At 63.9% G+C, this 11,257-nt stretch carries 11 protein-coding genes; 4 read left to right on the top strand and 7 right to left on the bottom strand.

From position 1 onward, the window contains the following. Positions 1-2: 2 nt before the first annotated feature. From rffA to BLR99_RS16895, 6 genes are all read right to left on the bottom strand, one after another. Entirely contained in the window at positions 3-1,157 is a 1,155-nt protein-coding gene (gene rffA, locus BLR99_RS16920; RefSeq protein WP_011797417.1) for a dTDP-4-amino-4,6-dideoxygalactose transaminase, read from the bottom strand. A 33-nt stretch (positions 1,158-1,190) separates the two neighbouring features. Then, positions 1,191-2,645 (bottom strand): NAD(P)/FAD-dependent oxidoreductase, encoded by a 1,455-nt coding sequence (locus tag BLR99_RS16915; protein WP_074687387.1) that lies wholly within the window; start codon positions 2,643-2,645, stop codon positions 1,191-1,193. Positions 2,646-2,676: 31 nt separating this feature from the next. Further along, positions 2,677-3,471, bottom strand: a complete 795-nt coding sequence (locus BLR99_RS16910) for a class I SAM-dependent methyltransferase (RefSeq protein WP_074687386.1) — start codon at positions 3,469-3,471, stop codon at positions 2,677-2,679. A gap of 26 nt (positions 3,472-3,497) precedes the next feature. Next, positions 3,498-4,154 (bottom strand): class I SAM-dependent methyltransferase, encoded by a 657-nt coding sequence (locus BLR99_RS16905; protein ID WP_011797414.1) that lies wholly within the window; start codon positions 4,152-4,154, stop codon positions 3,498-3,500. Further along, entirely contained in the window at positions 4,144-4,857 is a 714-nt protein-coding gene (locus BLR99_RS16900) for a WbqC family protein (protein ID WP_011797413.1), read from the bottom strand. Before BLR99_RS16900 ends, BLR99_RS16905 begins: the two co-directional genes overlap by 11 nt. Positions 4,858-4,932: 75 nt before the next feature. Further along, positions 4,933-6,411, bottom strand: a complete 1,479-nt coding sequence (locus BLR99_RS16895; protein WP_011797412.1) for a flagellin N-terminal helical domain-containing protein — start codon at positions 6,409-6,411, stop codon at positions 4,933-4,935. A gap of 334 nt (positions 6,412-6,745) precedes the next feature. On the opposite strand from BLR99_RS16895, the gene BLR99_RS16890 reads away from it, so the two are divergent. From BLR99_RS16890 to BLR99_RS16875, 4 genes are all read left to right on the top strand, one after another. After that, a complete protein-coding gene (locus tag BLR99_RS16890; RefSeq protein WP_074687385.1) occupies positions 6,746-8,224 on the top strand; it encodes a flagellin N-terminal helical domain-containing protein in 1,479 nt (492 codons plus the stop codon). 210 nt (positions 8,225-8,434) lie between these two features. Further along, complete coding sequence (gene fliD, locus BLR99_RS16885) at positions 8,435-9,871, top strand: flagellar filament capping protein FliD (protein WP_074687384.1); 1,437 nt, start codon at positions 8,435-8,437, stop codon at positions 9,869-9,871. A gap of 64 nt (positions 9,872-9,935) precedes the next feature. After that, on the top strand, positions 9,936-10,382 hold the full coding sequence (fliS, locus tag BLR99_RS16880; protein ID WP_011797409.1) for a flagellar export chaperone FliS: 447 nt from the start codon (positions 9,936-9,938) through the stop codon (positions 10,380-10,382). Positions 10,383-10,385: 3 nt separating this feature from the next. Then, positions 10,386-10,685 (top strand): flagellar protein FliT, encoded by a 300-nt coding sequence (locus BLR99_RS16875; protein ID WP_011797408.1) that lies wholly within the window; start codon positions 10,386-10,388, stop codon positions 10,683-10,685. Positions 10,686-10,883: 198 nt separating this feature from the next. On the opposite strand, the gene fliE is transcribed toward BLR99_RS16875, so the two are convergent. Further along, a complete protein-coding gene (gene fliE, locus BLR99_RS16870; RefSeq protein WP_011797407.1) occupies positions 10,884-11,201 on the bottom strand; it encodes a flagellar hook-basal body complex protein FliE in 318 nt (105 codons plus the stop codon). Positions 11,202-11,257 lie beyond the last annotated feature (56 nt).

The raw sequence follows: 11,257 nt of genomic DNA, 5'->3' as shown, positions 1-11,257 counted from the left end.
CTTCACGCCCCGGTGCGGGAGTGTGGCTGATAGAAGCTTTTCACGGCGCCAGCGACGCGCCGGACATCGTCGCTGGTCATGCTGGAATATATGGGCAGGCGCAGCAACCTCCGTGAAATATCGGTGGTGACCGGCAGGTGCCCGCCACGGCCATGACGCAGGCCGGCCGGCGAATCATGCAGCGGAACATAATGGAACACTGCGCCGATACCCTGTGCGCGCAGAAATCCGGTCAAGGCGGTGCGCTCCTTCAGAGAGGTGCACAGGATGTAGAAGATATGGCCGTTGGCCACTTGCGCAGCGGTCTTCGGCAGTTGGAGAAAACCTTCCTGCTCCAGCGGTCCGAGCAACTGGAGGTACTTCTCATACAACACGCGCCTGTGGGTGTTGATTCGCTTGGCGTGTTCCAGTTGTGCGTAGAGGAACGCGGCCGTGAGTTCATTCGGCAGGAACGACGAGCCTATGTCGACCCAGGAATACCTGTCCACTTCGCCTCTGAAGAAGGCTTTGCGGTTGGTTCCTTTCTGCCAGATGATTTCGGCGCGCTCGATCAGCGCCGGGTCGTTGATGAGCAGGGCCCCGCCCTCGCCGCAGATGACGTTCTTGGTTTCATGGAAGCTGAGGCAACCCATGTCGCCGATCGTGCCCAACGCTTGGCCTTCGTCGTGCGTCAGGATGGCTTGTGCGGCGTCTTCGATGAGCCGCAGGCCGTGCTGGCGGCACAGGGCCTTGAGCTTGTCCATGGCGCAGGGAAACCCTGCGTAATGCACGGCCACGACCGCCTTGGTGCGCGGCGTGATGAGCGCCTCCACCAGACGCTCATCCAGATTCAGCGTGTCGGCGCGGATATCGACGAAGACCGGAACGCCGCCGCGCAGCACGAAGGCATTCGCCGTCGAGACGAACGTGAACGACGGCATGATGATTTCGTCGCCCGGTTGCACATCTGTCAGGATGGCCGCCATTTCGAGCGCCGTGGTGCAGGACGTGGTCAGAAGGGCCTTCTTGCACGACAGATGGACCTCTAGCCACTCCTGGCATTTGCGCGTGAAATCCCCGTCGCCGGCGATGGAGCCGTTCATGACTGCCTGGGCGATGTAGAAAAGCTCCTTGCCGACGATGAACGGCTGGCCGAAAGGGATGCTGGAGTTGTCCATGGCTGGGCTCTTCCGTGAGGGGCGGGACCCGGTTCAGGCCTTTGCGTGGCCGTACCGGTACATGTCGAGCATATCGGGCGGAATCCCCCAGTCGATGGCGCCCACCTGGTCATGCAATTGTTCCAGCTGGCTGCGGTAGGTGTCGGCCAGTTGGTCCGGCATGCGGCTCTTCGCAGGCACGAAACCATGTTGATAGGCCGCGCTGATCTGGTGCCGCACCGCTTTGGCGATCGCCTGCTCGCGTGTCAGCAACCGCAGCGGCGCGCGATCGGGGGCCAGCCAGTTCCAGCGCTCGTCGGGGAGGGGATCGCCATGAACGAGTCCCGCCAGATACTGGGAGAGGACCGGTGCCATGTGGAAGCCGTCGCGCTTGGTCCCCGTGGCGACGATGAGATTGTGAAGCGCCGTCGGCCCTACCATGGGATATCCGTCCTGGCTGCTGGGCCGCCAGCCCACGTTCACACGGACCAGGGAGGCCCGGTAGAAATCGCGGTTGATCTGCTCCATGGCGGATTTCAACAGGGACTCCACGCTGCCGATGCGGGCGTGCTCCACGGGGGTCGCCGATGTGAAACTGCTGGCCCCTATGAGAATGTGGTCGGTCGGCCGACGGGGGCCTGTGAAGTAGGGGGCGCTGTAGACGCCGCACGCCAGCCCTCGGTTCGGTGTGCGAATGCAGTGGGTATGGGGATTGTCGGGGCTCTCGATTTCCAGAGATACGCCGACGCCATAGAACACCCGCTGCATGCCGATGTCCAGGTCGCTGCGCTGCAGCAGGTCCCAGGCAGATGCCCCTGTCGCCAGCACGAACTTGTCCGCCTCCACCACCTGCGCATTGTTCAGGACCACGCCGGTGATGGATCCATGGCCGTGCTGGAGACGTTGTGCACTGGCCTCCAGGAATCTCACCCGCGGATGGCGCCCGACCACCATGTCGAGCTTTTCCAGCATCAGCCGCGGATTGACCCAGCCTTCGCCCGGTATGAATAGGGCTCGCACGGCGCGTTGCCCCTGGTGTGGCCGGTAATTGGGAATGCTGCGAGGCGAGACGTATTCGTAGGGTTCGCTGAAATCGTCCAGGGCCTTGGCGATGGCATCGAAATTTTCATCGTCCAGATCGTCTGCTGCATTGTTATTGATGACGAATGTGCCCGTATCGATGCAGCCGCCTCCGCCAAAGCCGGTACAGTGCCCGCAGTCGGCGGGCAGGCACCCTCCCGCCTGATCGATGATCTCGCGCTCGAACCGGGGCCACATGCGGGTGGCCAGATGGCTGAGCTCGAAGCGGAAGAGATCGACGGGGTGTTCCAGACCTCCCGCTTCGATTTCCGCGAATGAATTGAGCATTGCCGCAGCCGCCTGGGTAGCGGAGCCGGGCCGGGCCCGCGGACCTATCAAGGTGATCTGGTCATGGGGCCCCAGCCGTTGCATGAGCCTGAAAGCCGTGGAGAGGGCGACGATGCCGTTTCCTATGACGACGGTATGCATATGGCTGCTCTACGAAAATGGAAAAGCACGCTCACATCTTGCGGGCATAGCAAAGGCTGGGATACGTGGGCGCACGATGCAATGTGTGTCGATGCTGGTTGAGGAGGTCCGCGGCATAGGCCTGCCCTTCGGCGCGCATGCCTGCCCGGGTCAATTGCCAGAACGCCACGATGCCCCCGGGGGCCAGCCGCTTCCAGACTTGGTCCAGCGCCTCGCGTGTGGGTGCGAGCGCATTGACGTCGAAAAACGCCAGACTCAGGATCTCGTTGGGATGGTCTCCGAAAAATGCGGGAATGGTTTCCCGGCAGTCTCCGGCGATGACCTGGTGCTTGCCGTTGTTGTGCCCCATGGCATTGGCGCGCTCATGGACCTGTAGCAGGTGAGCCAGGTAGTCGGCATAGGCGGTTCCACCCACCGAGTAAGTGCCCTCCTTGTGCAGCGCAGTCGCGCGGTCTTGGTCGCCAAAACCGGCGTACCCCTCGAAAGTATCGAAACAGACGATCCGGCGATTGAAGTGCAATGGCTCGTAGATGGCACGAAAGTTTTCGCACAGCACCGCGGTCTGCCCGCGCCAGGTGCCGATATCGAAAATGATGCCGGGAATATCCACGATTTGCTGATAGATGTGCGCCACCGCAAGAATGCGGGCCAGAAGGGAGCCCCGAAGGAACAGCCCTAGCGACCGTTCTTTTTCCTCGGGTGTGCTCGCGTAGCCATTCATCAGGGCGAAGAGTTCATCCCGGGCCTGAATGCCGTCGATCGCGGAGTGCGTCAGTACCGAAGACTCGTGCTTCTGGTTTTTTTCAGGGGATGGAGCGGTGTTCATGCTGTGTGTATCGGTTGGCGGCGGCATCACCCGACCTGCTTGCGTACCAGGATGGTGAATTCGTAGAGCCCATAGTCGTGCAGCAGTGCGACATGGCGTGAGAATCGGGTTTTGCAGTGACGAAAGATCTCTTCGGGTACGCAATAGTGCAGATGGGGCTTCATCTTCTCTGCGTCCGAGTATGAGGTGAGGCAATTGAACGCAAATCCACGGCGGCTGCTGCGGTCCAGATCGTCCAGCGTGTCATGGATGAATTTCTCCCACAACGGAACAGGCACCTCCTGACGGACATTGAACAGTCCGCTGGCCACGCTGTAGTCGGCCATGCGGGTACAGGCTGCACCGACCCGGAAGCGGGCGTTCGCGACGCCTGCGTGGCGTGCCTGGGCTGCCTGCACCATCGAGGCGGACAGGTCGATACCCTCGTAGTCGATGTTCCAGCCTGTCTCCACAAGGAAGTCGAGCAGGGCTCCATAACCGCAGCCCAGATCGTTCAGGGTCGTCGGACGATCACTGTCCGGACCGGGGCCGGCTTGCAGTATCTGCGTCAGCTGGGCGAAGCGAAGCTGCTGGGATTCCGCTCCGTTCCAGTCCACACCTCGGGGGGTCGGCCCGTGCTCATGCAGTCGACGCTCATAGTAGAGCGCGATCCCTTCGTGCAAAGCGTTTTCGTCACGAGACACGCGAAGATTCCTGCTGGATGAGATAGCTGGCCGCTTTCTCTCCCGTGCTCATCAATAGGTCGACGATGCTCACGAAATGGGTGAAGGGACCGTGGGGCTGTCCATACTCCGGATATCCGGAGTAATCCATATAGCTCAGCTCGATGCCGGCGTGGGAGAAGAGTCCGGCGTCGAGATAACTCCTTGCCGCAGGCCCCGACAGATATCGGGTCGCGCCGACGGCCTTGCAAAGATGGATGAGGTTTTCCGTTTTTCCGGAAACCTTCCCATAGGCGGATGACTGGACGATGGGCGTGCGGATGCCAAGGAGTTCCGCCACGCCCCGGATTAGCCGGCCATTGATTTCCGATAACAGCGTATGGTCGGCGCACGCATGCATCATGGACCGCACGGCCGGTCCGTATTCGGAAAATCCGGGGGATTTTCCGTAGCTCATCGCGATGGTATTCCAGTGCTTCTCGATCCACCTGGACGATGAAACAGTGATTTTGTCGATGTCCTGGTGGTACTGCCCCTTGCTTTGAACCGGCACCGTGAGCCAATGCAACCCTTGAGGCGTCTTGATGACATTGCGATTGCGCCAGTCTCGCCGCGTATATTGCACGTCGTCGTACAGAACGAAGACGTCTGCCTGGCGCATCAGGTCGAAGTACCCCTTCCAGGGCAGGTAGTTCGACTGAACGATGACGGCGGTGGTGTGCATGCAATGGTCGGCAAGGGTGCGGGCCGCGTGTCTTCCTTGCGCTCACGGCATTATGGGGCGCTGCGCTTCACCCGCTTACTTCAGCAGGGACAGCACGCCCTGGGGCAGCTGGTTGGCCTGGGCCACCATCGCCGTGCCGGCCTGCTGCAGGATCTGCGAGCGCGACAGGTTGGCGGTTTCGGCCGCGAAGTCCGCGTCCTGGATGCGGCTGCGCGAGGCGGACATGTTCTCGGACGAGGTATTCAGGTTGGCGATGGCGGTTTCGAACCGTGATTGCAACGCGCCGAAGTTCGCACGCTGGCCGTTGACGGCCGCGAGCGCGGCATCGATGATCTTCAAGGCGCGCGTGGAACCGTCCACCGTCGACACGTCGATGGTGCTCACGGACTTCATGTTGGAACTGGTGGCCGCGGCGTTCGTCATGGTGTCGCCCGTGCCGCTCACGGTGTAGCCCTTGTCGGAGTTGTATTCCACCGTGCCGCGCGCAGCCACGGTGACGCCGGTGGCGGCCGTCGTGGCGGCCGTGAAGGTCAGGTTGCCCGAGGACAACGTCTGGACGGCGTCCTGCGAGGCCAGCGTGATGCCCGCGGCGCTGCTGGCGCCGTTGGCGATGTTGATGTCCTTGCCCGACTCGTTGGTCAGGATCAGGCCGGTGTTGTCGCTGTTGAGCTTGGCGGTGATGCCGGTCTGCGAGGACACGTCGTTGAAGGCCTTCACGGCTTCGGCCAGCCCTGCGGCCGAACTGTTCGACGAGACGTTGAACGTCACGTTGGCCGCGGTGCTGTTCTCGCCCTTGACCGCCAGAGAATAAGAACCATTGCCGGTGAGCTTGAGTTCCGAGACGTTGCGGGCCGCGGCCGTCACGCCGGTGGAGTCGGCCACCGCGTTGACGGCGGCGGCGATGTCGGCGGCCGTGCTGGCAGCCGCGACGTTGACGGTCTTGGTCTGCAGCCCGCCGATGACCACCGTGCCGGCGGCGGCGCCTGCCGAGCCGGCGGTGGCGCCGGTGGTGGCCGCGCCGGTGGCGGAGGCCGTCAGCTGGGCACCATAGTTCATGGTGCGGAAGTTGCCCGTGGTGGCCGTGATGGTCTGGTTGGCGTTGGCGCCGACCTGGAAGGTGGCCGAGCCGAAGGAGCCGTCCAGCAGTTTCTGGCCGTTGAATTCCGTGGTGCCGGCGATGCGGTCGAGTTCGGACAGCAGCTGGCCGACTTCGGCCTGGATGGCCTTGCGGTCACCTGCCGAATTGGTGGCGTTGGCCGATTGCACCGACAGTTCGCGCACCCGCTGCAGGATGTTCCCTGCGCCCGCCAGCGCACTTTCCGCCACCTGGGACAGCGAAATGCCGTCGTTGGCATTGCGCGCCGCCTGGTTCATCCCGCGGATCTGCGAGGTGAACCGCTCCGAGATGGCCAGGCCGGCGGCATCGTCCTTGGCGCTGTTGATGCGCAGGCCGGAGGACAGGCGCTGGATGGAGGTGTTGAGCGACGACTGGCTCAGGCTCAGGTTGCGCTGGGCGGTGAGCGAGCTGATGTTGGTGTTGATGGTGGACGCCATGGCGGAACTCCTGCGAGGCTGGGAACGAACATTACTGCCGGTTCAAGCGCTACCCCTCCGGCGGACTTTGTGGGAACGATGGAAGGATTGTTGGGGAGCCTGCCCCGGGGCATTGGCGGGATAAGACACACAAAAACCGCTCAATCCATGTGTTCGTGCCTAAAGTTTTCCGCCGGGCACCCGAAAACATCTCCAACGGGACGTATGAGCAGCACTCGAGGCGGCCCGCCGTTCAACAGATGGCCCGAAAGGCCCTGTGAACCCTGTGGCCAGGCGTTCTGGGCCCAGTTGGCGGCAACGCCATATCCAGTCAGTTCTTTTCAGGAGATTTGCAATGGCTTCCACCATCAACACCAACGTCAGCTCGCTCACCGCCCAGCGCAACCTGAGCCTGAGCCAATCCTCGCTCAACACCTCCATCCAGCGCCTGTCCTCGGGCCTGCGCATCAACAGCGCCAAGGACGATGCCGCCGGCCTGGCCATCTCGGAGCGCTTCACCTCGCAGATCCGCGGCCTGAACCAGGCAGTGCGCAACGCCAACGACGGCATTTCGCTGGCGCAGACGGCGGAAGGCGCCCTGAAGTCCACCGGCGACATCCTGCAGCGCGTGCGTGAACTGGCAGTGCAGTCGGCCAACGCCACCAATTCGGCAGGTGACCGCAAGGCCATCCAGGCCGAAGTCGGCCAGCTGCTGTCGGAAATGGACCGCATCGCCGGCAATACCGAATTCAACGGCCAGAAGCTGCTGGACGGCTCCTTCGGCTCGGCCACCTTCCAGGTCGGCGCCAACGCCAACCAGACCATCACGGCCACCACCGGTAACTTCCGCACCAACAATTATGGCGCCCAGCTGACGGCTTCGGCCTCCGGTGCGGCCACCACCGGCGCCACCGCCGGCTCGGCGGGCGCGGCCGCCGGCACGGTCGTGATCTCCGGCCTGCAGACCAAGACCGTCAACGTCGCGGCTGCCGGTACGGCCGCCGACATCGCCTCCGCCGTCAACGCGGTGGCCGACTCCACCGGCGTGACGGCCGCTGCCCGCAACGTCTCGGAACTGAAGTTCTCCGGCACCGGCTCCTTCACCCTGGCGGTCAAGGGCGACAACAGCACCGCGGCCAACGTGACGTTCAACGTCTCGGCCACCAGCACGGCCGCCGGCCTGGCCGAAGCCGTGAAGGCCTTCAACGACGTGTCCTCGCAGACCGGCATCACCGCCAAGCTCAACAGCGACTCGTCCGGCCTGATCCTGACCAACGAGTCGGGCAAGGACATCAACCTCGCCAACGGCGCCAGCAGCGCCGCGGGCATCACGCTGGCCTCGCAGGACGCCACGACCACGCAGTCTTCGGGCACGCTGACGTTCACTACCGCCACGGCAGCAGCCACCGGCGTGACCGTCGCCTCGCGCGGCACGGTGGAATACAAGTCCGACAAGGGCTACACCGTCAACGGCACGGGCGACACGATGACGACCACCGCGGCCACCGCCTCCACGCTGACCAAGGTGAGCGACATCGATGTGTCCACCGTGGACGGCTCGACCAAGGCCCTGAAGATCATCGATGCCGCGCTCGCGGCCGTCAACGGCCAGCGTGCGAGCTTCGGTGCACTCCAGTCCCGGTTCGAAACCACGGTGAACAACCTGCAGAGCACGTCCGAGAACATGTCCGCCTCGCGCAGCCGCATCCAGGACGCGGACTTCGCGGCCGAAACCGCCAACCTGTCGCGCTCGCAGATCCTGCAGCAGGCCGGCACGGCGATGGTGGCCCAGGCCAACCAGCTGCCCCAGGGCGTGCTGTCCCTGCTGCGTTGATCGCGCAGCGCTGAAGGCGGGGCCCCGCGGCCCCGCCGGACTCCAGCGGCAACGGCTTCGGCCGCTGCCGCTTTGCCGCTGGTGGCGAAGGCCGGCCGCAAGCGGCGGATTGGGTGGGTTATCCTGTGCTTATCAGCGAGATGCGACGCTGCCGGGGCAGGATAATCTCCGTCGATACAACGCATCGCATCGACTGAATGGAGGTGGTATATGGCGAGCTTTTCTTCTTTGGGCATCGGCCTGGGTGGAGGCGTCAATGTCAATGACCTCATCAAGGCGTCCGTGGATGCCGTCAAGCTGCCCATCACCCGGACCAACGGCCTGAGCCAGCAGGCGGCCGTGACCAATTCGAAGGTGTCCGCCTTCGGCCAGCTCAAGTCGCTGGTGTCCACGCTATCCGATGCCGCCAACAAGCTGACCAGCGTCACCGGATGGAACGGTGTGGCGGCGACGTCGTCCAGCACCGATTTCGTGACCGTGTCGGCGGTGGGTGGTGCGGCGGCGACGTCTTTCAACGTGCAGGTGCAGAACCTGGCCAAGGCCCAGTCCTCCATTTCCGATTCGCTGACGCCTGCCAAGAGCGCCGTGGGCGCCGGCACGCTCACCCTCACCACGGGTACCTGGAGCGGCAGCCCCAAGAGTTTTGCCGCGGGCGCGGACGAGGGGGTGAAGATCGACGTCACCGCGACCGATACGCTGGAGGACGTCGCCAGCAAGATCAACGGCTCCAAGGCCGGCGTCACGGCCACGGTCCTGACCGATGCCTCGGGCCAGCGCCTGATGCTGCGCAGCAAGACCACCGGCGAGAGCGCCGGCTACCAGCTCAGCGTCTCGGACGCGGACGGCAACAACAGCGACGCCGCCGGCCTGTCCCGCCTGCTGTCCGGCTCGACTGAATATGCGCAGAACGCCAACGCCACGGTCAACGGGGTGGCCGTGACGTCGGGCACCAATGTCTTCGCCAATACCGTGGCGGGCGTGACGTTCACGGCCGTCAAGCCCACCACGACGGACGTGTCCATCACGGTCACCAAGGACAACTCGGCCGTCAAGGCCAACATCCAGGCCTTCGTCACGGCCTACAACGCCGTCAACAGCGCGCTGAACGAGTCCACCAAATACGACAAGGACACGAAGACGGCCGGGCTGCTGCAGGGCGACTCGGGCGCCGTGACGCTGCAGAACACGCTGCGGATGGCACTGCAGTCGGTCAACCAGTCCGGCGCGCTCCGCTCGCTGTCCGAAGTGGGCGTGGTGTCGGCCGGCGGAAGCGGCAACCTGTCGCCCGACGGCAGCCTGACCCTTGACGCCACCAAGTTCGACAAGGCGATGCAGAACCCCGATGACGTGAAGGCGTTCTTCCGCGGCGCGGACGGCGGCAGCGTGACGGACGGCTTCGCCGGCAAGTTCAAGGCCGTCACCTCGAGGCTGCTGGCGTCCGACGGCTTCTTCGCCGGCAAGGACCAGTCGTACAAGGAGATGCTCAAGCGCAATGCCGCCGATATCGAGCGCATCAACGAACGGGCCAGCGAAGTGGAGAAGAACCTCACGGCACGCTACACGGCGCTGGACACCAAGATGTCCAACATGAACGCGCTCAACAGCTACATCCAGCAGCAGGTGGTGGCCTGGAATAAAACCCTGTGAAGGGGCTTCAGTTTTTTGGCGGGACGCCGATAAATTGAACAACAGATTCCGAGGAGCGACCGCCATGTTCACCGCTTACCAATCCCGTGCCAATGCCTATCAGCGCATCAACGTCGAGACGAGCATGCACACCATCGACCAGCACCAGCTGGTCAGCCTTTTGTATGCAGGTGTGCTGAACTCCATCGCCACGGCGCGTGGTGCATTGGCCCGGGGCGACGTGGCGACCAAGTGCGCAGCCATCTCCAAGGCGGTGCGCATTCTGGAGGAAGGGTTGAGCACGGCCCTCGATCGCGATGAGGGCGGCGCGCTGGCGAGCAACCTGGAGGCGGTGTACGACTACAGCCTGCGTCGCCTGATCCAGGCGAATGCCAAGAACGACGACGCAATGCTGGAAGAAGTCGCGCGCCTGATCGAGCCGATAGCCCAAGGGTGGAACGATATCAAGAAGGTGGCCATAGCCACGGCGGCTGCCAACGACGTGGCCCACCCCGTGGTGGCGGAGGCCTGAAATATGAACGACATGCTGATTGACTACTACAAGGCCATCGAAGACAGCAGTGCGCGGATGCTCGAAGCCGCCAAGCTCAAGGACTGGGACGAGGTCGTGCGTTGCGAAGGCGCCTGCGCCGTCCTGATCGAGCAGCTGCGCTTCAAGTCCCAGGACCAGCAACTGCTGCCGGAGCACCGCCGCGAAAAGACGCGCATCATGCAGCGCATCCTGCGCAACGATGCCGAGATCCGCTGCCTGGCCGAGCCCTGGCTCGCGCAGTTCGAGCATCTGTTCGAGCGCCAGCCGATGATCGTGCACTGACCGGTGCACCCGCCGTGCGGCGGGCCGCGCCCGGCGCCTTCCGGCCGCGCCGGATGCGCAAATGCCTCGTTCCCTGCGCAGGGAAGCGAGGCATTTTCTTTTTGGGGGAGGATGAAGGCCAGAACGACGAAAGGGTCCTTCGCGAGGACCCGTTGACCGACAGGCAGGCCGCGCCCGGTGGCGCAGGGGGCAGGGGGCTCAGACCTGCATGTTCATGATGTCCGTGTAGGCCTGTACCATCCGGTTGCGCACGTGCAGCGTCGCCTGGAAACCCACCTGGGCCTTCTGGATGGCGATCATGGTTTCTTCCAGGCTCACGGCCGGGTTTTCCATCTGCACTTCCTGCTGCAGCCCGCTCGCCCGGTTCTGGGCGGCGCTGACGGACTGCAGCGCGCCCTTGAGCGCCGTGGAGAAGCCGACTTCCTGGCCGCCTGCGGCGTCCTGCGCGGCCGTGGCACGGCGCGCCAGGCCGGCGCCCGTCAGGGGAGCGGTGGAGCTGGAGATGCGGAGGTCCATGGCGGGCACAGTAGAGGTTGCGGGATGGTGCAATCCTAGGGCCGCGCGCCGGGCGC

This window comes from Paracidovorax citrulli, from assembly GCF_900100305.1.
GTDB lineage: Bacteria > Pseudomonadota > Gammaproteobacteria > Burkholderiales > Burkholderiaceae_C > Paracidovorax > Paracidovorax citrulli.
Note: the sequence above shows the minus strand (reverse complement) of the source record. Positions and strands in the feature narration are given on the sequence as shown.

Bases quoted from the DNA above. Each gene is read 5' to 3' on its own strand.
- BLR99_RS16895 (WP_011797412.1), bottom strand. From the start codon at position 6,411: ATGGCGTCCACCATCAACACCAACATCAGCTCGCTCACCGCCCAGCGC.
- fliE (WP_011797407.1), bottom strand. From the start codon at position 11,201: ATGGACCTCCGCATCTCCAGCTCCACCGCTCCCCTGACGGGCGCCGGC.
- fliS (WP_011797409.1), top strand. From the start codon at position 9,936: ATGTTCACCGCTTACCAATCCCGTGCCAATGCCTATCAGCGCATCAAC.
- BLR99_RS16910 (WP_074687386.1), bottom strand. From the start codon at position 3,471: ATGAACACCGCTCCATCCCCTGAAAAAAACCAGAAGCACGAGTCTTCG.
- BLR99_RS16915 (WP_074687387.1), bottom strand. From the start codon at position 2,645: ATGCATACCGTCGTCATAGGAAACGGCATCGTCGCCCTCTCCACGGCT.
- fliD (WP_074687384.1), top strand. From the start codon at position 8,435: ATGGCGAGCTTTTCTTCTTTGGGCATCGGCCTGGGTGGAGGCGTCAAT.
- BLR99_RS16875 (WP_011797408.1), top strand. From the start codon at position 10,386: ATGAACGACATGCTGATTGACTACTACAAGGCCATCGAAGACAGCAGT.
- BLR99_RS16900 (WP_011797413.1), bottom strand. From the start codon at position 4,857: ATGCACACCACCGCCGTCATCGTTCAGTCGAACTACCTGCCCTGGAAG.
- rffA (WP_011797417.1), bottom strand. From the start codon at position 1,157: ATGGACAACTCCAGCATCCCTTTCGGCCAGCCGTTCATCGTCGGCAAG.
- BLR99_RS16890 (WP_074687385.1), top strand. From the start codon at position 6,746: ATGGCTTCCACCATCAACACCAACGTCAGCTCGCTCACCGCCCAGCGC.